Below are 24,126 nucleotides of genomic sequence, written 5' to 3'. Positions count from 1 at the left end.
CGATACGGCCGTTTTTTTATTTTACGCATCGGGCCGTTTTGTGCCCGTTAGCACGACGAAATCCAGGCGGAACTTGCTGTTTCGCGAGGGTACACCCACCGTTAGCGCGTGCATTAGGGGGTATTCTTGCATGGTTATCTTCTAAATGTTGACAGCAGCTTAAACTTTTCAAACATGCTGCCGATAATCTATGCAGATGGATGAACACATTTATTGAGGGGTAAGAGAATATGGCTACGACATCAAGCACGACCAGTAGTACGTCATCAAGCACAACGAGTTCCAGTTCGGGATTGGTTACATCATTGGGCGTCGGATCTGGCTTNGACTTGTCTGGCATTCTGGACTCTCTGGAAGAAGTCGAGAACCAAAAACTTACCGCGATTACGACTAAACAGACCAGCTATGAGTCCAAGCTGACGGCTTATGGCACGCTGCAAAGCGCCTTGGAAACGTTTTCTACGGCAACAGAAAAACTGAGTGACAGCTCCCTGTATGCCACTAAGCAAACTTCGACCAATACTTCGTTCTCCAGCACAGCTACTTCCAGCGCAACGTCTGGGACTTATACGGTAAAAGTGAGCCAACTGGCCACCGCGCAAACGCTGGCGACCAGCTCTCAGTCCAGTAAGACAACTCAGTTGGGCGATAGCAGCCTAACGACGCGCAATTTGACTCTCCAGGTTGGTAGCAACAGTGCGGTAAATATCTCCCTGACGAACGACCAGACTTCGCTCTCAGGTATTGCCAGCGCGATCAACTCCGCGAAAGCGGGCGTGACGGCAAGTATTGTACAGTCGGGCGACAGCAGCTATCAGTTAACCCTGACCTCAGACTCTACGGGTGAAACGTCAACGATGAGCGTGAGCTCAGACGACAGCACGTTGAACAGCATTCTGGGTTATGACAGCAGCGCCTCATCCAATGGGATGACGGAGCAGGTAGCGGCGCAGAACGCCAAGCTGACGGTCAACGGCATTGCAATCGAACGTAGCAGCAACACGGTGACCGACGTTCCGACCGAAGGTGTCACGCTGACATTGAACGCCGCTTCCAGCGCTTCGGAAAACCTGGTCGTGACGAAAAGCGTCACGGATGCCGCCAGCGCGATTACTGACTGGGTGAGTGCTTATAATACACTGTTGACGTCATTCTCTTCGTTGAGCGCTTACACCAGCGTGAGCGCCGGCGAATCACAGTCTACAAGCAACGGCGCTTTAGTGGGCGACTCAACCCTGAGCAGCGTGAAAAACCAGATAAAGTCGATGATCAGTTCAGCCCAAAGTAGCGATACTTTCAAAGTGTTGTCGCAAATGGGTATTTCGCTCGGAACGAGTACGGACTCCACTACGGGGAACGTTGTCCGGGGAACGCTAACCATCGATAACACCACGCTGGTCAATGCGCTCACCGACAATGGTTCTGCAGTAGGCGAATTCTTCATGGGTGACGGTAAAACCACGGGACTGGCAACACAGTTGGTTTCTACCGTGTCATCCTATACAGAGAGCAACGGATTGATCGATAATGCCGAATCAGGCATCACTTCGATTATCGATAAGCTCAAGACACAGTATTCTCAGGTGCAAAGCAGCATCGAGAATACGATGAGCCGCTACAGAACTCAATTCACGAAGTTGGATGTGCTGGTCTCAGAGCTGAATAGTACGGGCGATTACCTGACTTCGGCTTTCGAACAGCTGAGCAGTAGCTCCAGCAGTTAACGCTTAGTGTAAGGAAAGTGTTTTTATGGCGATGATGTATGGTTCACAGGCTTATGCGCAGGTGGGGCTGGAAAGCGGCGTGATGAGCGCCAGCCCGCATAAACTGATTACCATGTTGTTTGATGGTGCCATCAGTGCCCTTGTCCGTGCAGATATTTTCATGGAACAAGAAGACACGGTGGAGAAGGGTAACGCGATTACCAAGGCCATCAGGATCATTGACAGTGGATTACTGGCTTCTCTGGATATGGAGAAGGGCGGTGAGATTAGCGCGAATCTGGCGCAGCTGTATGACTATATGATTAGACAGCTGCTTCATGCCAACTTGCACAACGATCGCGCTCTATTAGAAAACATCACGGAACTCTTGCGAGGCATTGCTGATTCCTGGAAAGAAATAGGTCCTGAAAAAAATACCGCTGTTGATTGATTCGTGATTGGCTTTAGCTGTGCCGGAATTATCATCGGAATACCTTTGTGTACGGCACAGTTTTAGTCTTTTGCCGTTCTGCGTTAATCATAATCCACCGTGTAGGTCAGGAAATTACAATGGAAGCCAGCAAATCAGTTCTTGTCTGTTATCAGCGAATCCTTGAACTAAGCGATCGTATGCTGGCACTCGCAAAAAAAGCAGAATGGGCGGAATTGATCGAAGTTGAACAGCGTTACCTTGAGGAAGTTGGCATTCTTCCAGGCCTGATTAAACATGACAATATCGTTTCCAACGCGGAACAAGGTCAGATCAAGCGGTGCCTCGACACGATATTGAGCAACGAAACGGCAATTACTCAACTACTGGAGTCGCGTCTCAAAGAGTTGAAGGGGCTTATCGGTCAATCGGCCAGGCAGCAGTCAGTGAATGCGGCTTACCATAAGTTCGCCGATCATGATTCCATGTTACCCGGCGGCGGCAAAGAATAAGTCAACTTAGCTTGATGCCGCTTGTCGTCCAACGTACCGACGTGCTTCCTTAGTAAGTTCATGGAGACACGTTGCCCCTGAGCAAACCTGCTCGCCCGTGCGGATGTCATACCCAAACAAACCTCCTAAATTTATCGCCTGCCAGTTGCCGAGTTCCCTCTCCCTAAAATTAAATTGCCTAGAAGCGCGTCTTAAATTTTTTTTAAGAGAGAGCGTCAGCTGTAAATAAAATTGAGCGTGCTCAATAGCGATAGACGCCATAAAAACAGAGTAGGAAGTCATTCGGGGAAGGGAGGGACCAGGCTATGCGAAAGCGAATAGCCCGAAGGATGCTGATCGTTGGATAGCTAATGGGCGAGGTGTATTCAAATCGTCATCTTTATTTACACTGACATATTCATGATTTCCTGGTAAGCGGAAACCAGTTTATTTCTCACCTGAATACCCATCTGCATCGAAATAGACGCTTTTTGTAGGTCGACCATCACGTCATTCAGCGCTACGCCTTCTTCACCCAGCTCGAATTTCTGCGCTTGCGCACGTGCTGTGGTCTGTTGTTCGCTGATTTTTCCCAGCGCGGACTTCATCTCGTCCGCAAAGCCGCTTTGCTGTTCAGCAATCGCGTTAGAAGCACTACCGGTTGATTGAAGTGCTACGCTTTGCAACTGCTGAACGACGGATTCAATTCCCTGTATAGACATTTAAACCCTCGGGTTTTCTCTGTGACCAAATATTTATAGGCGACAACTGTAGCAGAATACCAGCAACCCTAAGCTTCTAAATAGGCATAAAAACCTAGGCTAATTCACCTATAGAATTGGCCTTATGGGATAAATAATATATCGCCCAAATCTTAAAGGCGGGTGTTGAATTTCAGAGCAACCGTTGATTATTCAGGGAGTAAATTTTGTTTTTATCAATAGCTACTAAAATGTTAATTGGCAGGAATAGNGCATGAGCTCCGCTAAAAGCAGTTCGCCCGCAATGAGTATCAACGGATTTACTGCTGTGCTTACCCGGCTGCGTGCTAATCCGAAAGTACCTTTATTAGTCGCCGCAGCCTTTGCTGTGGCTGTGGTTACAGCGTTGGTTTTGTGGGCGAAAAGTCCTGATTATAGAGTGCTTTACAGTAATCTTAACGATCGTGACGGCGGGGAGATCGTCACCCAGCTCACGCAGATGAACATCCCCTACCGATTCAGCGATAATGGTGGGGCTTTGCTGATACCGGCGGAAAATGTTTATGAGACCCGGTTAAAACTCGCACAATCAGGGCTGCCCAAGGGCGGTTCGGTGGGGTTTGAGCTGCTCGACCAAGAGAAGTTTGGCATTAGTCAGTTTAGCGAGCAGGTTAACTATCAGCGCGCTTTGGAAGGCGAGCTGTCCCGAACGATGGAGACGCTGGGTCCTGTGCAAAAAGCGCGGGTTCATTTGGCGATCCCGAAACCGTCCTTATTTGTGCGTGAACAAAAATCCCCTTCAGCATCGGTGACCTTGAACTTGCAGCCGGGCAGAGCACTGGACGAAGGGCAGATCAACGCCCTTGTCTACATGGTGTCCAGCAGCGTCGCTGGCTTACCGCCCGACAATGTCACTGTTGTTGACCAGAATGGCCGTCTGCTCACGCAAACGGACGGCACAGGACGCGACTTGAACGCGGCGCAGCTGAAATATGCCAACGAAGTTGAAAACCGCTTCCAGCGTCGTATCGAAGCTATCCTGGCACCGATTGTCGGCACGGGTAACGTTCACGCGCAGGTCACAGCCCAGATCGACTTCTCCAATCGTGAGCAGACGGATGAGCAGTACCAGCCGAATCAGGCTCCGAATCAAGCCGCTGTTCGTTCTCAGCAGTCTAGCCAGAGTGAACAGTTGGGCGGAAGAAACGTGGGCGGCGTACCTGGCGCTCTGTCGAATCAGCCTCCTGCGACGCCGACGGCGCCGATTGTCGCGCCAAATGCCGGCACGAATGCTAACGGAGCGCAGAATAATGCGAATGGTCAGCAGCAGGCGAACGCTGCCAATGGTGCGAATCAGGGCGGAGCGAACGGGGGGGTACAGTCTTCCAACAACCGCCGCGATCAGACCATCAACTACGAGGTGGACCGCACCATTCGTCACACCAAGCAAAGCGCTGGCGCCGTACAGCGTTTGTCCGTGGCAGTCGTCGTCAATTACGCGCCTAACGCTGAGGGCAAATCTGCTGCGTTGAACGAAGAGCAGATCAAACAGATTGAGTCACTCACGCGCGAAGCCATGGGCTTTTCAACTGATCGTGGTGATAGCATCAATGTGGTCAACGCGCCGTTTACGGAATCGAATGATGCGGCGAGCGAATTGCCCTTCTGGCAGAAACAGGCCTTCTTTGATCTGTTAATTAGCGCAGGCAAATGGCTGCTTGTCCTGATTGTCGCCTGGATCATGTGGCGCAAAATGGTTCGTCCGCAGTTGCAGCTCAAGAAGAAAGAGCAGCAGGCAATGGCGGAAAGTTTATCTGGCGGTCAGGAAGGCGATGAAGACGTTATCGTCAAGCTCAGCAAAGAAGAGCAAGACTTGCAGCGTAAATCGCAACAGCGCGTCAATACCGAGCTTCAAAGCCAGCGTATTCGCGACATGGCCGAGAACGACCCTCGCGTCTGCGCCCTGGTTATTCGCCAATGGATGAGTACTGAACTATGAGTATGACTGGAACTGAAAAGAGCGCTATTTTGCTGATGACTATCGGCGAAGACCGCGCTGCTGAAGTCTTCACGCACCTTTCCACGCGTGAAGTTCAGCACCTGAGTGCCGCCATGGCGAACATGAAACAGGTGTCCAATCAGCAACTGATGGAAGTGCTGAAAGAATTCGAGGTTTCCGCAGAACAGTATGCGGCGCTAAGCGTCAATGCAGGCGATTACCTGCGTTCCGTTCTGGTCAAAGCGCTAGGTGAAGAGCGTGCATCGACCTTGCTGGAAGATATTTTGGAAAGCAAAGAAACCTCTTCAGGGATGGAAACGCTCAACTTCATGGAGCCGCAGACTGCTGCCGACCTGATTAAAGATGAGCATCCGCAGATCATCGCGACCATCCTTATCCATCTTAAACGCGCACAGTCCGCTGACATCCTGGCGCTGTTCGACGAACGCTTGCGTAATGATGTCATGCTGCGTATCGCGACCTTCGGCGGTGTACAGCCGGCGGCGTTGGCTGAGTTGACGGAAGTTCTGAACGGTCTGTTGGACGGACAGAATCTGAAACGCAGCAAAATGGGGGGTATTCGTACTGCGGCTGAAATTATCAACCTGATGAAAACGCAACAGGAAGAAGCCGTTATCGATGCCGTTCGCGAGTTCGATGGTGAGCTGGCGCAGAAAATCATCGACGAGATGTTCCTGTTCGAAAATCTGGTCGAGGTGGACGACCGCAGTATTCAGCGTCTGTTGCAGGAAGTGGAGTCCGAATCCTTGCTGATCGCCCTGAAGGGTGCGGAAGAGCCGCTGCGCGAGAAGTTCCTGCGCAACATGTCCCAGCGTGCGGCAGAAATTCTGCGCGACGACCTGGCGACGCGCGGACCGGTTCGTATGTCTCAGGTCGAAAACGAACAGAAAGCCATCCTGCTTATCGTGCGCCGTCTGGCGGACAGTGGCGAGATGATTATCGGTGGCGGCGAGGATGCGTATGTCTGATACCAATGAGTTACCGTGGCGTCCCTGGACGTTGACCGATTTGGCGGCGCCGCCGCCGTCGGCTCAGCAGGAAGAGGTAAAGCCATCCCACTCAGAGGAAGAAGAGACTTCTCCCGTTGAGGCGTTGGAGTCACTGGAACTGCTGCGCGAAGAGGTCCAGCTGAAAGCCAAAGATGCTGGCTACAAAGATGGTCAGCAGAAAGGCTACGATGAGGGCTACCAAGTCGGCCTGACTGAAGGTCGTCAGCAGGGCGCCCAGGAAGAGAAACAGCAGCAAGAAAAGCTGACTGAGCAGATGCAGCACATGGTAACCGAATTCCAGCAGACGCTCGATTCGCTGGACAGCGTGATTACAGCACGCCTGATGCAGATGGCGTTGACCGCCGCGAAGCAGGTGTTGGGTCAGGCGCCGGTCTGCGACGGCACCGCCTTGCTCAATCAGATACAGCAGATGATTCAGCAGGAACCTTTATTTAGCGGTAAGCCTAATTTACGCGTTCATCCGTCCGATATGGAAAGGGTGGAGAAACAGTTGGGTCCGACGCTGGCGCAGCACGGCTGGCGTTTACTGGCGGATAACCAGCTCCATCCGGGGGGGTGTAAAGTCAGCGCCGAAGACGGCGATCTGGATGCCAGCATCGCGACGCGTTGGCACGAGCTGTGCCATATGGCTGCGCCGGGAGAGGTGNGATGACGAACCGACTCTCTCGCTGGCTGACGACGCTGGATGCGTTCGAGAAGAAGATCGCCACGACGCCGACCGTTCGTCGCTACGGGCGTTTGACTCGCGCGACGGGGCTGGTGCTTGAAGCCTCGGGTCTGCATTTGCCGCTGGGCGCGACCTGCTATGTAGAGCGTGTTAATGGCGACAAAGTCGAAGAAGTGGAAAGCGAAGTCGTTGGTTTTAATGGGCAAAGATTGTTTCTGATGCCGCTCGAGGAAGTTGAGGGCATTATCCCCGGCGCGCGCGTATACGCCCGTGGCGGAGAAAAGCACGAAGGTAAAAAGCTTCCGCTAGGCCCCGAACTGCTCGGCAGAATCCTGGACGGCGCGGGCAAACCGCTGGATGGATTGCCCCCGCCGGAAACCGGATTCAAGGCGCCGTTAATTACGCCGCCGGTGAACCCCTTGCAGCGGACGGCCATCGACCATGTGCTTGATGTTGGCGTCCGGGCAATTAACGCTTTGTTAACCGTTGGGCGAGGGCAGCGTATGGGCCTGTTCGCCGGTTCCGGCGTGGGTAAAAGTGTGCTGCTGGGCATGATGGCCCGCTATACTGAAGCTGATGTCATCGTGGTGGGCCTGATCGGCGAACGTGGCCGTGAGGTCAAAGACTTCATTGAAAATATTTTGGGCGCCGAAGGCCGTGCCCGCGCGGTAGTGATTGCCGCACCGGCTGACGTTTCCCCGCTGCTGCGTATGCAGGGCGCCGCCTACGCGACCCGCATTGCGGAAGATTTTCGCGACAAGGGACATCATGTTCTCTTGATCATGGATTCCCTCACACGTTACGCAATGGCGCAGCGAGAAATCGCATTGGCCATTGGCGAACCACCGGCGACCAAGGGCTATCCGCCTTCTGTGTTCGCCAAGCTGCCCGCGTTAGTGGAACGTGCAGGTAATGGTATGCATGGCGGCGGATCTATCACGGCGTTTTACACCGTGTTGACGGAAGGCGACGATCAGCAAGACCCCATCGCCGACTCCGCAAGGGCCATACTGGATGGGCATATCGTACTGTCTCGACAGCTCGCTGAGTCCGGCCATTACCCGGCAATTGATATCGAAGCGTCGATTAGCCGTGCGATGACCGCTTTGATCGACGAATCACATTACGCCAAAGTAAGGCAATTTAAGCAGTTGCTATCCGTCTATCAGCGGAACAAAGATTTGATCAGCGTAGGGGCCTATGCATCGGGAACCGACCCCTTGCTGGATCAGGCCATTCAGCTCTATCCGCAGATGGAAGCCTTTTTACAGCAGGGAATGTTCGAACGGTGCGATGAACAGCAGGCATTGCAGCAACTCAATGCGTTGTTCGGCATGTGATGTCATGTGGTGTATTTGATTACCAGGGCGAAAAGCATTACCCGACAGGGGCAAAGCTAGCAGGCCGCCGGTAACTGTATGTGATTGAGGTACTATGAAAACTGAAACCCCTCTCGACAAACTTCGCGAATTGGCTCAGCAGGAAGCGGACGATGCCGCTACTCTGCTGGGGCAGATCCGTCAGTCGCACGTACAGGCACAGCAGCAGCTCGATATGCTGCTCGGGTATGAAGATGACTACCGTGTACAGTTGCAACAAAGTATGGGTAGCGGTATTAATGCGGCGAATTGGTATAACTATCAACAGTTTATCAAAACTCTCGAGTTGGCCATCGAACAACATCGCAAACAGCTGGCCGTATGGGCACAGCGCCTTGAGCAGGCCATGAAAACCTGGCAGGCCAAGCGCCAGCGGCTGAATGCGTTCGAAACATTAAAAGAACGGGCGGCTCAGGAACTCTTGGTTCGTGAGAATCGTCGAGACCAGAAACTGATGGATGAATTTGCACAGCGCTCGTCATTGAGGAAACTGAATCCATGAATCTAACCACTGTTACTGCTCTTTCAGCGTCTGAGACCGCTCGAACCGATTCGAGCTCGTCCAGCAGCAGCCAAGACAGTAATGCGTCACAGCCTAACAGCTTTACGGCGCTGTTTTCGTCACACCTGAATGAAGAGCAAAATCGTATACAGCAAAACGCGTCGAACGCGGCTTCTCAACATACTCAGAATAAAGAAATAGAGCCTCAGCCGGTAAAACACCCCACGACTCAGTCGTCGTCCAACACCACGACGAAAACCGAAAATACGTCGGCAAAACAGGCTGATGGAAGTGAAGATGCGCAGTTGGCGGACGCGAATGTGGGCGAAGAGTCGACGACAACGGCGTCTTCCGGGCAGTCTTCGCTGAGCGCGCTGCTGAAGCAGTCGCACACGACACACGGTAAGTCTACGGCAGCAAAAGCCGAGACCGCGACGACCGATGCAGCCGATAGTCGCGATGACGCTGCGTTAACGTTGGGCGAGCAGGCGATTGCGGATACCGACAGCTCGGTTGTGATTTCCGATCAGGATGCCTCGTCAACGATTATGGCCATGCTGGGGGCAGGATTGGCTCCGCAGTTACAAAAAGTCACCGCTCAGCCGATAACCAGCCAGAGTGAAGGCGTCGCCGCTCTGAGTGTCGATGGACAAAATGCCTTGCAGACGCTGACTGATGGTCAGCAGAGCACGTCCTTGACCTCCATGCTGAATGCCGTCGCTGATGACGCGACGACAGGGCAGGACGACGAGGCGGCATTAAGCGATATTTTGGGTCGCGCTTCCGGTAAAACGGCGTCTAAAGGAAACGGAAAAGACGATACGACCGACCTGAAAAACACGGTGGTTGATACCAGTGCGACGTCAAACAAGGTTCAGTCATCGGATATCACAGCTGCCGTGAGCAACGCGTTCAAGGTGAGCCAAGAGCCGTCATCTGCCAACAACAGCAGTTCCAGCGCCGCGACGGTGAATAGCGCCTTGGGTGCGCTAAACAGCACTCAGGCCAACACCTCCGCCGCCGCGACGCCGCAAACTGCGGTGCTGACATCTCGTCTGGGCAGCGATGAGTGGCAACAGGCGCTCAGCCAGCAGGTTGTGATGTTTACGCGTAATAATCAGCAAAACGTTGAGCTGCGTCTGCATCCGCAGGAGCTTGGCGCAATTCAGGTCAGCATGACGATGGATGATAACCAGGCTCAAATACACCTTGCGTCTGCGCATGGCCAGGTTCGGGCAGCCTTAGAAGCGGCGATGCCGCAGCTGAGAACGGCGTTATCTGAAAGCGGTATTACGCTAAACCAGAGTAGTGTGGGCAGCGAGACCTTCGCCGGCTCCGAATGGCAACAGGGGCAACAGCAGAGCGCAGGCGGCGGTTCGTCTTCGTCTCAGTATTCGAGCAGCCTGGACAGCCACATGGACATCGTGGATGTGCCTGCCTCACTGCAGAGATTGGCGTCCTCCTCGAGTGGCGTCGATACCTTTGCGTGAAGCAAATCAGTAAGCTAGTGTGATTTTCCTCGTCTATTCATCCTATTGAACGGCGGAATAGACGGGATAATTACGGGGTATATGCAGCACAGAGCTGCATCAATGGCAATGAGTATAGGAATTATCTTAGTCTATGGCTGAAGAAAAATCACAGTCGGGACGCAAGCGTTCTGTCTTGTTAATACTACTAATCGTTATCGCATTGGTAGCGACATGTGCTGCTGGCACGGGTTGGTGGTTCTTTTATCATAAAAACGCTGAGCCAACGGTGGCAAAAGAAGTGCCCCCCCCGGAACCTGTATTCATGCCATTGGATACATTTACTGTTAACTTGGTTAATCCGGATAACAATCCCGATCGTGTGTTGTACGTTGGGTTCACCCTGCGTTTGCCAGATGAAGAAACCAAGAGCCGCTTCACCCGCTATTTGCCGGAAGTACGCAGCCGCTTGCTGCTGCTGCTTTCCCGACAGGATTCGGCCGCGTTGGCAAACGAACAAGGTAAGCAGAAGCTGATTGATGAAATTAAACAGGTTCTTAGCCCGCCGCTGGTTCAAGGGCAACCCAACCAGGTGGTCACGGATGTTCTGTTCACCGCTTTCATACTGCGATAAATATTATGAGTGACAGTATTCTTTCCCAGGCAGAAATTGACGCATTGCTCAACGGTGACAGTGACGACGGCGATAGCAAAGCCAAGTCGGCCGCTGGCCCCGAAAGCGATATTCGGCCTTACGACCCCAATACGCAACGCCGTGTGGTTCGTGAGCGTCTTCAGTCGTTAGAAATCATCAATGAGCGTTTTGCTCGTCAGTTCCGCATGGGGCTGTTCAACCTGTTGCGTCGCAGCCCGGATATCACTGCCGGACCGATAAAAATTCAGCCGTATCATGATTTTGCGCGTAACCTGCCGGTGCCGACCAACCTTAATCTGGTACACCTGAAGCCGCTGCGCGGCACCGCGCTGTTTGTGTTTTCCCCGAGCCTGGTTTTTATCGCGGTAGACAACCTGTTTGGCGGCGATGGCCGTTTTCCTACCAAGGTGGAAGGGCGAGAGTTCACTCACACCGAACAGCGCGTGGTGAAAAGAATGCTGCGCCTGGCTTTGGAAGCCTACGGCGATGCGTGGAACGCGATCTACAAATTGGACGTGGAATATGTGCGCTCCGAGATGCAGGTCAAGTTCACCAACATCACGACGTCACCTAACGATATTGTGGTCACCACGCCTTTCCATGTGGAAATTGGCAATTTGACCGGCGAATTCAATATTTGTATTCCTTTTGCCATGATCGAACCGCNGCGCGAGCTGCTGGTGAATCCTCCGATGGAGAATTCTCGACAGGAAGATCAGAGCTGGAGGGATACGTTGGCCAAGCAGGTTCAGCATTCCGAGCTGGAGCTGGTCGCCAACTTTACCGATGTGTCGCTGCGGTTGTCCAAAGTGCTCAAGCTACAGCCGGGCGACGTATTGCCTATAGAAAAACCTGACAGCATCATTGCCCATGTCGACGGTGTTCCGGTCTTGACCGGTCAATACGGTACCTACAAAGGACAATATGCTCTTCGAGTCGAACAGTTAGTGAATCCAATTTTGACTTCTCTGAACAACGAGGGACAGCCCCATGAGTGACACCAAGAACCCGTCCGAAGAAAAAGAATCCGTGGACGATCTGTGGGCTGATGCATTTAATGAGCAGCAAGCCGCAGAAAAAGAAGAAAGCGGTAGCGAAGGCGTATTCAAGTCTCTGGAAGCCGATGCCGCGACCGGACTGTCTCAGGACATCGACCTGATTTTGGATATCCCGGTCAAACTGACGGTTGAACTGGGCCGTACCAAAATGACCATCAAAGAATTGCTGCGCCTCTCTCAGGGGTCGGTGGTTGCGCTGGATGGTCTGGCCGGCGAGCCGTTGGATATCCTGATCAACGGGTATCTGATCGCGCAGGGCGAAGTGGTGGTGGTAGCCGATAAATACGGCGTGCGTATCACTGATATCATTACTCCGTCTGAGCGTATGCGTCGCCTGAGCCGCTAACTTATGGCGCAAACTCAGGAGCAGACCTCCGCATCCGTCATGGTGCCGACGCATAGCCAGGCACCGTCACAAACTCCCGGCTCGGCGCTAACCCAGGTCAGTGCTGTGTTGGGAGGCATTCTCCTGTTTATCCTTCTGTTAGCCTGGCTCGCCAAAAAACTCGGCGTAGCGCCTCAGGCTCGCAATAATCAGATGATGAAAGTCGTGTCGAGTTGTCCGGTCGGGCAGCGCGAAAAGGNCGTGATTGTCGAAGTTGACGACACCTGGTTGGTTCTCGGCGTCACCGCGCAGCAGGTGACCCCGCTTCACACCCTGCCGGCAAAAGTAATTGATGACGCTAACGCTTCCGCTCAAGCCAATCCTGCAGACTTTCGCAAACTCCTCAGTAAGGTCATGAATCGCTCGGAAAAGTCAGAATGAACAGGTTTTCATCTCGATGGGCGTCGCTGTTGCGGCGCGGTTTCTTTGCTGGCGTGATTGTGTTTATTGCGCCGAATGCTTGGGCGCAACTGCCGGGCATCATCAGTCAGCCGATGGCCAATGGCGCGCAGAGCTGGTCCCTGCCGGTCCAAACTCTGGTTCTGCTGACGTCATTGACGTTTATTCCCGCCGTACTGCTGATGATGACCAGTTTTACCCGTATCATCATCGTGCTGAGTTTGTTGAGAAACGCGATGGGGACCGCCACGGCGCCGCCCAACCAGATTATCGTTGGACTGAGCCTGTTTTTGACCTTCTTCATTATGTCCCCGGTCATCACCAAGGTGTATCAGGACGCGTATCTGCCGTTCAGTCAGGATAAGATCTCCATGGAAGTGGCGATCGATCGTGGTTCTGCGCCGGTGCGTCAGTTTATGCTGCGCCAGACGCGTGAGACAGATTTGGCGCTATTTACCCGACTGGCGGATATTCCCCCGCTGGAAGGACCGGAAGCTATCCCCATGCGGGTGTTGGTTCCTGCGTTTGTGACCAGCGAGCTTAAAACGGCCTTTCAAATCGGTTTTACCGTCTTTATCCCTTTCCTGATTATTGACCTGGTGGTCGCCAGCGTGTTGATGGCGTTGGGGATGATGATGGTGCCGCCGGCGACGGTTTCTCTTCCTTTTAAGCTGATGCTGTTTGTCCTGGTTGATGGCTGGCAGCTGTTGCTAAGCTCATTAGTGCAGAGTTTTTACAGTTAACATTCAGCATTAGGATATTTTATGACTCCTGAGTCGGTCATGGCGTTGGGTAACGAAGCAATGAAGATCGCGCTGGCTTTGGCGGCGCCTCTATTATTGGCGGCTCTCGTTACCGGGTTGATTGTGAGCATTTTGCAGGCGGCAACGCAGATTAACGAAATGACGCTCTCTTTTATTCCCAAAATTCTGGCCGTTTTCCTGACCATCATCATCGCCGGTCCCTGGATGCTCGGGTTGTTTCTTGACTACATGCGTACCTTGTTTAGCAATTTGCCTAACATGATTGGTTAATCATGATTAACCTGACCAGCGCCGATATCTATTACTGGCTTAATCAGTTCTTCTGGCCTTTTATACGCCTGATGGCGCTGATTTCCACGGCGCCCGTTCTCAACGAAAAAGAAATCACCACCAAGGCTAAAATTGGTCTTGGCCTGCTGGCGACGTTCTTGATTGGTCCGCATCTGACCATTACACCGGTTCCCATATTTTCTGCCGAAGGGCTTTGGTTGTTGGTCAAACAAATATTGATCGGCACGTGCATCGGTTTCACGATGCAACTGGCATTCGCGACCTTTCGTATGGCCGGGGAAGTGATTGGGTTACAGATGGGGCTGTCTTTCGCCACGTTTTTCGACCCATCCGGCGGTCCGAATATGCCGGTGCTGGCGCGCTTTCTTAATCTGTTGGCGATGCTGCTGTTCCTGGCGTTTGATGGACACTTGTGGCTTATCTCCATGCTGGCCGATAGTTTTCATGTCATTCCGATCGATACAGCACCTATCGACACTAACGTCTTCTATTCTATTGCACGAGCAGGCAGCCTTATCTTTATTAATGGTCTGATGCTGGCGCTGCCGTTGGTGACGCTGTTGCTGGTCCTTAACCTCGCGCTCGGTCTGCTAAACCGAATGACGCCGCAGCTGTCCGTATTTGTCATTGGTTTCCCCGTTACGCTGACGGTGGGGATAATGACCATTGGTACGCTGATGACGCTGATACCCCAATTTGCTGAACATTTATTTGGCGAGTTCTTCGATATGATTGCGACGCTGGTGACAAACTTTAATCTTTAATTGCAGACCATTGTGTTTTTTAGCCGTTTGCAAACGAAAACCTGTCGGTTTTATTACGCAACACTGAGCAATAAATCACCTTTCCACCGCGATTCAGTCGTTTCAGCTTGTTAAAACTGACGTTGTCTGCTCGGTTTTTTTATTTTAACTTGCTGAAAAGCATATGTTTTAAAAATATTGGGTTTAATTACTAAAGATCATTAGGGCAACGCCGATATTTCTGTAGACGGTGGTTGACGCCGTGGGCGGAAAAGCCTGAACCCTAACGATTTAAGTCCTGACGGATATCTAAAAGGAAATCTCTTATGGCACAAGTAATTAATACCAACAGCATCTCGCTGGTTGCACAGAACAACCTGAACAAATCTCAGTCTTCTCTGAGCACCGCGATCGAACGTCTGTCCTCTGGTCTGAAAATCAACAGCGCTGCAGATAACGCCGCTGGTCAGGCTATCTCCAACCGTTTCACTTCCAGCATCAACGGTTTGACTCAGGCTTCCAGCAACGCAAGCGATGGTATCTCCCTGGCGCAGACGACTGAAGGCGCACTGGACGAAATTAACGACAACTTGCAGGCTATCCGTACTCTGACCGTACAGTCTCAGAACGGTACTAACTCCGCTTCCGACCTGCAGTCAATCCAGGACGAAATTACTCAGCGTCTGTCTGAAGTTGACCGTATCTCTCAGCAGACCGACTTCAACGGCGTGAAAGTACTGGATGGCAGCAAAACTTCCATCTCTATCCAGGTTGGTTCTCAGGATGGCCAGACCATCAGCATCAACCTGCAGAAAGTTAACACTGCTTCTCTGAACCTGTCTGGCTTTAACGTTGACGGTCCTGCAAGCAGCGCAACGACTGCTGTTACAAGCGGTTCTACCTACAACAGCACCACGCTGAGCGCAGACGCCTCTGTCTCTTTCTCTGGTACTTCCGCTCTGAGCACAACCGGTCTGGTTTCCGACTCTAACGGCAACTACTTCGTTAGCGGTACACTGAGTGGAGACGTTGAAGGCGTCGGCAAATCTGGCGACGCTGCTTACTACAAACTGACGTCTAACGACATCTCCATCACCGATGATGGCGCGATGACCGTGACCGTTGACGCTTCTACCGACAACCTGACGGGTGTTCAGACGGAAAACCCGTTGACGACTCTGGATAAAGCGCTGTCTACCGTAGATGACATGCGTAGTAACCTGGGNGCGATTCAGAACCGTTTCGACTCCACCATCAACAACCTGACCAGCACGTCTACCAACCTGAGCGAAGCACAGTCTCGTATCCAGGATGCTGACTACGCTACAGAAGTTTCCAACATGAGCAAGGCTCAGATCCTGCAACAGGCTGGTACTTCAGTGTTGGCGCAGGCGAACCAGGTTCCGCAGACCGTTCTGTCTCTGCTGCAGTAATCTGTTTCATCTTCTGTCNAAAAAGCCCCGCCTCTGGCGGGGCTTTTTTTATGGCGAATATCGCCTGCAGCGCAAGCAATACCGAGATTAGCCGGTATAAAGAAGATGAATTCACGTCTTTGAGCTGGCATTCAGCGCCGTATTATTAAACTGGCGATGTCCCGTCCACTATGGGGTACATCGCGCCAATTTAGAGTCAGCTCCGGTTACATCGAATGCATATAGAGGGTTAGTCATGAACAAGTCCCCACTCGTCAGTATCATTATTCCAGCGAAGGAACCACGATACTTTGAACTCGCACTGTTGAGTGCGACCCTTCAGGATTACGACAATGTAGAAATCATCGTGCACGATGCCAGCGCAGATACACTTATCGAAAGCGCCGTCTATAAGGCGACCGATGCGTCTCNCCATACCATTCGTTATTTCCGCAGCGAGTCCCTCGACGTCTCTGAATACGATCTCTGCGCAAAAAGCCTCATGCATGCGGAAGGAAAATACATTAACTTCCTGAGTGATAGCGATGTACTGAGGGAAGATCATATCCGACTATTGACAGCGGTATTGGAAGAAGATGATCGCGTGGTGTTCAGTTCGTCACGCCGGCGACGCATAGATGGAGAGGGGCAGATACTCAATGACATTGCTGAAACTGCATACCCATTTTCCGGCAACGTGCAGATTCGTGGTAAGAATGTCATTGATTATCTGACTCGATATGCGACCAATTTTATTGGTGAACTGAGCTGTGTTTTACTGCGGCAGGAAATGCTGTCTCCCAAGACCATGTTTACCCTCAACGGCGTCAAGCTGCACTATACGGCACCGCTGGCTTTCTACCTCTCGCTGCTACGTGACGGCGACTTCGCTATGCTGTCCGAACCGCTGACCGACAGGCGGGTTCCTGCGGAAAGGGTGGATGGCTCGATCAGCGGTCCGGAGTTCCAGGAGCAGGCGGTGTATTTTCGCGAGGTCCAGAACTCGATTTTTTTCTCGCCTGACGTCAAAAATCCCGATCTTCTTGAGGTCGCAGACCTGGATCAAAAAGAGCATTTCTACCCCTTTGATCTCAAAGAAGGTATGAAAACCGCCTTAAAGGGTAAACCGGAAGAGAATACTACGCCGAACTGGATCGCCAGCCGTTATCCCACAGCCAGTGAGTCGGTACTGATTAAGGAGTATCTCGGTCAGCATCTGGAAGGCCGCGAATTCGGCATTCTCATTATGGATACCGAGGGCGACGAAGAAAAATTGAAGGCGACCGTCGAGAGTCTTGAGACCATCGAGTCGGACGGCGTCCTGCTCAAGCGCATCATCCTGACTTCATCCTCGGAGATCGCGGCGCGTTTCCCCTCTTGTACCGTGCGGGAAATCCGTCAGGAAATTCTCGTCAGGACTATCAATGACGTCGTGCGCGAACAGACCTTCGACTGGCTGATGCTGGTTCAGGCGGGTGAGATCTTTACCGCAGGCGGCCTGCTGATGACCAGTTTAGGACTGGTTACCGCTCAAGGCTGCAGCGCTATTTACGGCGACGAGCTGCTATACGGCAAAGACGGGCAATTAGGACTCTCTTGCCGTCCGGATTTCAACCTTGATTATCTGCTGAGCCTTCCCGCCGTCATGACGCGACACTGGTTGTTCAACCGAGAGCTGTTCTTATCGCTGGGCGGCTTTGATTCCAAGCATGCCAGCTGCATGGAGCTGGAGTACATCCTCAGGTTGATTGAACAGCAGGGGATGGGGTCTATCGGGCATTTGGCTGAATTTCTGACGATTTCAGACGAGTTGTCGATTTCCACCCATGAGGGGGAGATTGCTGTCCTCGAACGCCATCTTCAGCGTCGTGGATATGAGGCTGGTAAAGCAGTGGCCACGTTGCCGGGACACTACCGGATGATTTACGGTCATCAGGAGACTCCGCTGGTTTCGATCATCATCCCGACCAAAGATCAGCTCCCGGTGCTGGTGGCCTGCGTCACCAGCCTGCTAGAGAAAACGCGCTACCCGAATTACGAACTGCTGATTGTGGATAACAATAGCGAAACGCATGAAGCGAAAGCCTGGCTGGACGGGGTGGCGAAGGTCGATCCCAATCGTATCCGTGTTATCCGCTATCCTCATCCCTTCAACTACTCGGCGATTAACAACATGGCCGCCGAGCAGGCGCGCGGCGATTATCTGCTACTGCTCAACAATGATACGGCCGTCGTGCAGCCGGATTGGCTGGACAACATGCTAAACCACGCGCTGCGTCCAGAAGTAGGGATCGTTGGCGCCAAGCTGGTTTATCCGGATGGGCGTATTCAGCACGGCGGCGTCATTCTTGGACTGCGCGGACCGGCTGAACATCCGTTTAACGGCGATCCAATGGACGAACCCGGCTATATGCAGCGCCTGAAAGTAGACCAAAATTACAGCGTCGTCACCGCAGCGTGCCTGATGATTAGAAAGTCCGTCTACCAGCAGGTCAATGGGTTAGATGAAGAGGCTTTCAAGGTTTCCTACAACGATGTGGATCTGTGTCTGAAAGTGCGTGAAGCGGGGTATCTCACCGTGTGGACGCCATTTGCCACGGTGATGCATGAAGGCAGCGTGAGTCAGAAAAAGGTGGATACCGCTGCACAGGAGGCGAAAAGAAAACGCTTCCAGGGCGAACAGATGGCCATGTACGAGAAGTGGTTGCCGGTCATTGCCCGAGATCCCGCCTACAATATCAATCTGTCTTTAAATGGACGCGGGTTTGAAGTCGAGCCGGATGCCGGCCTGATTTGGCGCCCGTTGACCTGGCGACCATTGCCGGTGGTGATGGCGCATATGTCTGACCAAACCGGCTGCGGGCACTACCGTATTATCAAGCCGTTTAATGCGCTGAAAGACGCCAATATGATTGATGGCAAACTCTCCAACGTCTATCTGAATACCCCGACGTTGGCGCGCTATGAACCCGAGGTCCTGGTACTGCAAAAACAGGTGTCGGCGTATTTTCATGACTGGATCGAAAGAATCAGCAAGCTTAGCAACACCTTCAAGGTCTATGAGCTGGATGACTATCTTCCCAATATTCCGCTGAAAAGCGTGCACCGCGCCGGTCTCCCCAAAGATGCGCTGAAAGCAATGCGTAAGAGCCTGGGGTTCATGGACCGCTTTGTGGTGTCGACGCAGCCGATGGCGGAGGCGTTCGCTGGCCTTCATGACCGTATTCATGTGGTCGAAAACCGTCTGCCGGTGGAATGGTGGTCTAATCTCAGCTCTCTGCGGCGGCAGGGTAAGAAACCCCGTGTTGGTTGGGGCGGTGGTAGCAGCCATACCGGAGATTTGGAGCTCATTGCCGATATCGTACGGGATTTGGCGGACGACGTGGAGTGGGTGTTCTTTGGGATGTGTCCTGAAAAATTGCGCCCTTATATCCATGAATTCCACAAAGGGGTGGATATAGATTTTTACCCGCAGAAACTGGCCTCTCTGAACCTGGATTTGGCGCTGGCGCCGCTCGAAGAAAATATCTTCAACCGCTGTAAGAGTAATTTGCGTTTGCTGGAATACGGCGCTTGCGGCTATCCGGTGATTTGTACGGATATCGAACCTTATCAGTGCGATCTGCCGGTCACGCGCGTCCGGAACCGCTATAAAGACTGGATGGATGCAATCCGTATGCATCTGGCTGACCTCGATGCGACTGCGCGAATGGGCGACGAATTACGCCAGGCGGTTTATCGCGACTGGATGTTAAGCGGAGACAATTTACTTCTGTGGCAGAAAGCCTGGTTGCCGGATTGATGTGACATTCTCCGGGGAAGGCATGGGTTGCTGACCCCGGCTGTATCCTTTGGGCTTATTGAGCAGATGAAATATGATTAACGGAAAAACAATTGGGGTGGGAATAATAACTCATAATCGTCCGGATGAGTTGATTAAGCTCTATCGTTCCTTGCCTATGGATATTCTGGATGAACTCGTGATTGTTAACGATGGTCGTCTTTTCTGCGAGTTTCATGAGATCACGCATACGGTGATCAATAACCCCGAAAATCTGGGGGTAGGGAAAAGTAAAAACATAGCCTTGCGCTATTTACATGAACGCAACGTCGACCATTTTTTCTTAATTGAAGATGATGTCTTTATCAAAAATAAATTGGTATTCGAGCGATATATCCAGGCGTCAAAGATCAGTGGCATTCAACATTTCATGTTCAGTCAGGCAACCCCCGCCTGTCTCGATGACGTCGTCAAACCAAGAATGAACGCGGACTATGCTGGCGGACGTATCCAGCTTTACCAGACGTGTGACGGCGCATTCGTTTACTACTCGAAGGCGTGCATCGACCGTGTAGGATATATGGATGAAACTTATTATAACGCCCTGGAGCATGTGGATCATACGTTAGCGATAATTAACGCGGGCATGCATCCACCATTTTGGTATTTCGCTGATATCGATAACTCAAAAGATTTTATCGGCTTCGACCATAAGGACTTTGAGCATTCGACGATTTTCACTCAGGAAAATTACACGAAGAATCAAAAAACGGCGCTCAACTATTTTCGTGATAAACACGGTGTGCGCGTGAAGGATGTCCCGGACTTAGGTCCGACGGAAACGTTAAAAATATTGAGAGATATAAAGCGGCGGCACGCCAAGCCCGTGCTGTTTCAAACTAAATCGCGTCAGACCAGACGGTAGCTATTGAGCGTCTCCCTCCTCCCTGGTTCATCGAGATCAACCAAGTTCGTTTTGTCGGCTGAAATAAAATGGGGGAGGGATTCTGGGCGTAATGGTTTCCGAGCTAAACGATTTTATCGAGAAAATAATTTTCAAAGCGTGAAGACATGTTTAATTACAGGGGTTAGAATACGCCGCCAAAATTTTCGATTTCAGACACCCTATTGTCCCATTCATTACGTCTTGTGATTCTTTATCTTTCTTATTTTTCAATAAGCTGGCCGTTGTCAGATTATGGTGTAAAACTTCCTTACCTTTCATGTATATCTTAAATAGCATGTCTTTTTAACGCCTATTCATTCGATTGTCTGCACTATACGAACGCATAATAGTACCGATAACTTTATTATCTAGGTGTTTGTCACTGTGAGTGAGCTGTATACCGCTGAAGGAACAATGGACAAAAATTCCTTATGGAAGCGCTATATACCGTTAGTGCGCCATGAGGCTCTCCGTTTGCAGGTTCGTTTGCCCGCGAGCGTGGAACTTGACGACCTTCTTCAGGCCGGCGGCATCGGGCTGCTCAGCGCAGTAGAGCGCTACGACTCCTTGCAAGGGACGGCGTTCACCACTTATGCCGTTCAGCGCATCCGAGGCTCGATGCTGGATGAGTTGAGAAGCCGCGACTGGGCTCCCCGTAGCGTGCGTCGTAATGCCCGCGAAGTTGCTCATGCCATGCAAAAGGCCGAGCAACAGTTGGGACGCGCTCCGACGGAACAAGAAGTCGCGCAAATTCTTGACATCTCCCTCGAGGACTATCGTCAGATCCTGCTCGACACCAACAACAGCCAGCTCTTTTCTTACGACGAATGGCGTGAGGAACATGGCGACAGCGCCGAAGCATTGCTGGAAGGCAACGAAGATGCTAATCCATTGCAACAACTTATGGATGTCAATCTTCGTCAGCGCGTGATGGATGCCATCGATAACCTTCCAGAACGCGAAAAACTCGTCTTGACCCTCTACTATCAGGAAGAGCTCAATTTAAAAGAGATCGGTGCGGTTCTGGAGGTTGGGGAGTCACGGGTGAGTCAATTACATAGCCAAGCGATTAAGCGCCTGCGCGTTAAATTAATGAATGAAAGTTAATTTGGAAGCGTAGGCAGGTCGCTATCCCTTTTTACTGTCATGGAATGGATTCATGTCTCAGTCAGCCAGGAAGAAACTGCTTCTTAGTCGTTATTTAAAAGATTTCAAACACAAACAAACTCATTGTTCCAACTGCGGTAAATCGCTCGACCGCGTCTCATTGGTTTATCAATCCAAGCCCCTCAACAAAAAAGCGCTTGAATATCTGGACAGGAAGATAGATGACGATACCTGGGAATCTATGCAGGAGGAATTAATACCTCTATGCCGATTCTGCAGCGAGGTCTTCTGCAAGCCGCCAGCGCATTACTTCAATATAAAATCATTCACTCGCTATCTTATTGACCAAACGGAAGTGCAATACAGCACGATGCGAGAATATGTTATTCGTCTGCGTAGATTGGATGAATTGCTTATTGCCCGTCGTTATCCTTCCGAGCGTCTGGCTGAAAATGAAAGNGTTCAGCAGCAAATTTGCAGCGACATTCCCAATTTGGAACAAAATACCTACCGTAGCGCGTTGCGTAAATACGATCAATTTTTGGACTGGGAGAAAAATCTTTCCCGCGAAACCGCGTTGATGTTGTAAACCGGGAATCTTCAACTATACGTTTATAATATGACGGTGTAAAAAGTCTTGCCAGGAGGAAAAGAATATTGCACTGTCATATTGCTGTCATCCTCTCGCCGTATTTTTAGCCAGGATATTAGTCTGTCAATTATTATTCTTGTGAATAGTTATTGTCATAGTAAGGAGTGAGAATGGTGAAGTCCTTAAAGGGACGATATAGTTCGAAGCTTCATCGTCAAATACCGCGTAACGACTGCGGCGGTTATTCTACCTTTATCATTCTCTCTCAACATCCCAGTTCTAAATCATCAACCTCCTGTCTCCGATCAAGCGTTATCCATTTTAATCGAAAACCGACTGCATCGACGTTCTGTGGTCTAACCGTTTATGCAGGCGGCTTTTCCCCCCTTGTGTTGTCGAGTGGCTTAATAAGGAAGCCAAACCTCATTTGTACATGCAGCGCCGTAGAAGCTTATTCATGCGGTATGTGAAACAAACTGTAAGGTGGCACTATGGGAAGACAAAAAGCAGTGATCAAAGCACGCCGTGAAGCGAAACGCGTCATCAGACGTGAAGCCCGCAATCATCGTCAGCGTGAAGAAGATTCGGTCACTTCTCTGGTTCAGTTGGGGGGCATTGAGTCCATCGGGATGGCGCGAGAAAATCGTGACACCTCCCTGATTGAAGCCCGCACTGAAGCCCAGGAACAATACTTGTCTGCAATAGACGACAAACAGTTAATCTTTGCCACCGGAGAAGCCGGCTGTGGTAAAACGTTTTTGAGTGCCGCTAAAGCGGCGGAAGCGCTGATTCATAAAGAGATTGAGCGGATTATCGTAACTCGCCCGGTTTTGCAGGCAGATGAAGATCTTGGTTTTTTACCTGGTGATATCTCTGAAAAGTTTGCGCCTTATTTCCGCCCGGTCTATGACATTTTGCAGCGACGTCTGGGCGCTTCCTTCCTGCAGTACTGCCTGCGTCCCGAAATTGCAAAGGTTGAGATTGCACCCTTCGCCTATATGCGTGGGCGAACCTTTGAAAATGCCGTCGTCATTCTGGATGAAGCACAAAATGTCACGGTAAATCAAATGAAGATGTTCCTGACGCGGTTGGGGGAAAATGTTACCGTTATTGTCAATGGCGACGTCACCCAATGCGACTTGCCATCAGGCGTAAAGTCGGGTCTGCGCGACGCGCTGGAACGGTTCACGGAAGATGAAATGGTGGGTGTGATCTCTTTTAACAAACATGATTGTGTCCGTTCAGAGCTGTGTCAGCGCACCTTACTGGCTTACGCCTGATTTAAACGCGTCATCGCACTTTTGCTGTTGAAAGCCCCGGACCTGTGTTAGGGGCTTTTTCTTGCCGCTCTTAAAGCCTCTCCTATGGAGATGGCGATCGTTGCTTACCGCGCTGAGGGAGGGATTCACTGCGGCGCTGCGCGCCTTGCCCTGCGGGTGGCCTGACGGCCATGCAAAACGGCGATGCCGTTTTGTCGAACCCTGACGAGGGTNCTCACCCTCCCTGAGGGGATTTCTGCATACAAAAAAGCCCGAACGTGAGTTCAGACTTTCTCTGTAAATATGGCGGTGAGGGAGGGATTCACTGCGGCGCTACGCGCCTTGCCCTGCGGGTGGCCCGA

At 51.6% G+C, this 24,126-nt stretch carries 23 protein-coding genes; 22 read left to right on the top strand and 1 reads right to left on the bottom strand.

Annotated elements, in window-relative coordinates; all coding sequences use genetic code 11:
• The first annotated feature begins 230 nt into the window (after positions 1-230).
• The 3 genes from fliD (at position 231) to fliT (ending at position 2,645) form a co-directional block, all read left to right on the top strand.
• Positions 231-1,724 (top strand): flagellar filament capping protein FliD, encoded by a 1,494-nt coding sequence (fliD, locus tag RZ35_RS09020; protein WP_051625528.1) that lies wholly within the window; start codon positions 231-233, stop codon positions 1,722-1,724.
• Between the two features lie 25 nt (positions 1,725-1,749).
• The gene (gene fliS / locus RZ35_RS09015) at positions 1,750-2,154 is read left to right on the top strand and encodes a flagellar export chaperone FliS (protein WP_026743007.1); all 405 of its coding nucleotides are present in this window, start codon (positions 1,750-1,752) and stop codon (positions 2,152-2,154) included.
• A gap of 119 nt (positions 2,155-2,273) precedes the next feature.
• The gene (gene fliT / locus RZ35_RS09010) at positions 2,274-2,645 is read left to right on the top strand and encodes a flagellar protein FliT (RefSeq protein WP_026743006.1); all 372 of its coding nucleotides are present in this window, start codon (positions 2,274-2,276) and stop codon (positions 2,643-2,645) included.
• A 383-nt stretch (positions 2,646-3,028) separates the two neighbouring features.
• Here fliT and fliE read toward each other — a convergent pair whose 3' ends face one another.
• Complete coding sequence (gene fliE, locus RZ35_RS09005) at positions 3,029-3,346, bottom strand: flagellar hook-basal body complex protein FliE (RefSeq protein ID WP_026741096.1); 318 nt, start codon at positions 3,344-3,346, stop codon at positions 3,029-3,031.
• A 253-nt stretch (positions 3,347-3,599) separates the two neighbouring features.
• Here fliE and fliF point away from each other — a divergent pair, with 253 nt between their 5' ends.
• From fliF to phoH, 19 genes are all read left to right on the top strand, one after another.
• Positions 3,600-5,324: a flagellar basal-body MS-ring/collar protein FliF gene (gene fliF / locus RZ35_RS09000; RefSeq protein WP_071999785.1), complete on the top strand. Its 1,725-nt coding sequence runs from the start codon at positions 3,600-3,602 to the stop codon at positions 5,322-5,324.
• Positions 5,321-6,313 carry a flagellar motor switch protein FliG gene (gene fliG, locus RZ35_RS08995; protein WP_026741098.1) on the top strand — a complete coding sequence of 331 codons (993 nt, stop codon included), beginning with the start codon at positions 5,321-5,323 and terminating at the stop codon, positions 6,311-6,313. The genes fliF and fliG overlap by 4 nt, the downstream gene beginning before the upstream one ends.
• Complete coding sequence (fliH, locus tag RZ35_RS08990) at positions 6,306-7,007, top strand: flagellar assembly protein FliH (RefSeq protein ID WP_026743004.1); 702 nt, start codon at positions 6,306-6,308, stop codon at positions 7,005-7,007. Before fliG ends, fliH begins: the two co-directional genes overlap by 8 nt.
• Positions 7,004-8,362: a flagellar protein export ATPase FliI gene (gene fliI / locus RZ35_RS08985; RefSeq protein WP_026743003.1), complete on the top strand. Its 1,359-nt coding sequence runs from the start codon at positions 7,004-7,006 to the stop codon at positions 8,360-8,362. The genes fliH and fliI overlap by 4 nt, the downstream gene beginning before the upstream one ends.
• A 94-nt stretch (positions 8,363-8,456) precedes the next feature.
• Positions 8,457-8,903 (top strand): flagellar export protein FliJ, encoded by a 447-nt coding sequence (fliJ, locus tag RZ35_RS08980; protein ID WP_026743002.1) that lies wholly within the window; start codon positions 8,457-8,459, stop codon positions 8,901-8,903.
• The gene (locus RZ35_RS18185) at positions 8,900-10,393 is read left to right on the top strand and encodes a flagellar hook-length control protein FliK (protein ID WP_051625527.1); all 1,494 of its coding nucleotides are present in this window, start codon (positions 8,900-8,902) and stop codon (positions 10,391-10,393) included. Before fliJ ends, RZ35_RS18185 begins: the two co-directional genes overlap by 4 nt.
• A 133-nt stretch (positions 10,394-10,526) precedes the next feature.
• Complete coding sequence (gene fliL, locus RZ35_RS08970; protein WP_026743001.1) at positions 10,527-11,006, top strand: flagellar basal body-associated protein FliL; 480 nt, start codon at positions 10,527-10,529, stop codon at positions 11,004-11,006.
• 5 nt (positions 11,007-11,011) lie between these two features.
• On the top strand, positions 11,012-12,025 hold the full coding sequence (fliM, locus tag RZ35_RS08965; protein WP_026743000.1) for a flagellar motor switch protein FliM: 1,014 nt from the start codon (positions 11,012-11,014) through the stop codon (positions 12,023-12,025).
• The gene (gene fliN, locus RZ35_RS08960; protein WP_026741104.1) at positions 12,018-12,431 is read left to right on the top strand and encodes a flagellar motor switch protein FliN; all 414 of its coding nucleotides are present in this window, start codon (positions 12,018-12,020) and stop codon (positions 12,429-12,431) included. Before fliM ends, fliN begins: the two co-directional genes overlap by 8 nt.
• Before the next feature lie 3 nt (positions 12,432-12,434).
• Positions 12,435-12,851, top strand: a complete 417-nt coding sequence (gene fliO / locus RZ35_RS08955; RefSeq protein WP_026742999.1) for a flagellar biosynthetic protein FliO — start codon at positions 12,435-12,437, stop codon at positions 12,849-12,851.
• The gene (gene fliP / locus RZ35_RS08950) at positions 12,848-13,612 is read left to right on the top strand and encodes a flagellar type III secretion system pore protein FliP (RefSeq protein WP_026742998.1); all 765 of its coding nucleotides are present in this window, start codon (positions 12,848-12,850) and stop codon (positions 13,610-13,612) included. Before fliO ends, fliP begins: the two co-directional genes overlap by 4 nt.
• A 21-nt stretch (positions 13,613-13,633) precedes the next feature.
• Positions 13,634-13,903, top strand: a complete 270-nt coding sequence (gene fliQ, locus RZ35_RS08945; RefSeq protein ID WP_026741107.1) for a flagellar biosynthesis protein FliQ — start codon at positions 13,634-13,636, stop codon at positions 13,901-13,903.
• 2 nt (positions 13,904-13,905) lie between these two features.
• Complete coding sequence (gene fliR, locus RZ35_RS08940) at positions 13,906-14,688, top strand: flagellar biosynthetic protein FliR (RefSeq protein ID WP_026742997.1); 783 nt, start codon at positions 13,906-13,908, stop codon at positions 14,686-14,688.
• Positions 14,689-14,993: 305 nt separating this feature from the next.
• Positions 14,994-16,100: a FliC/FljB family flagellin gene (locus RZ35_RS08935; protein WP_026742996.1), complete on the top strand. Its 1,107-nt coding sequence runs from the start codon at positions 14,994-14,996 to the stop codon at positions 16,098-16,100.
• 235 nt (positions 16,101-16,335) lie between these two features.
• Positions 16,336-19,881, top strand: coding sequence for a glycosyltransferase (locus tag RZ35_RS08930; RefSeq protein ID WP_026742995.1), 3,546 nt, complete (start codon positions 16,336-16,338; stop codon positions 19,879-19,881).
• Positions 19,882-19,954: 73 nt separating this feature from the next.
• Complete coding sequence (locus tag RZ35_RS08925; RefSeq protein WP_139171444.1) at positions 19,955-20,785, top strand: glycosyltransferase family 2 protein; 831 nt, start codon at positions 19,955-19,957, stop codon at positions 20,783-20,785.
• 405 nt (positions 20,786-21,190) lie between these two features.
• The gene (locus tag RZ35_RS08920) at positions 21,191-21,913 is read left to right on the top strand and encodes an RNA polymerase sigma factor FliA (RefSeq protein ID WP_036153050.1); all 723 of its coding nucleotides are present in this window, start codon (positions 21,191-21,193) and stop codon (positions 21,911-21,913) included.
• 52 nt (positions 21,914-21,965) lie between these two features.
• Positions 21,966-22,502, top strand: a complete 537-nt coding sequence (gene fliZ / locus RZ35_RS08915) for a flagella biosynthesis regulatory protein FliZ (protein ID WP_026742993.1) — start codon at positions 21,966-21,968, stop codon at positions 22,500-22,502.
• 494 nt (positions 22,503-22,996) lie between these two features.
• Positions 22,997-23,785 (top strand): phosphate starvation-inducible protein PhoH, encoded by a 789-nt coding sequence (gene phoH, locus RZ35_RS08910; protein WP_026742992.1) that lies wholly within the window; start codon positions 22,997-22,999, stop codon positions 23,783-23,785.
• Positions 23,786-24,126 lie beyond the last annotated feature (341 nt).

It is taken from the genome of Lonsdalea quercina subsp. quercina (assembly GCF_000688655.1).
GTDB lineage: Bacteria > Pseudomonadota > Gammaproteobacteria > Enterobacterales > Enterobacteriaceae > Lonsdalea > Lonsdalea quercina.
This window is presented reverse-complemented; position numbering and strand designations above follow the sequence as displayed.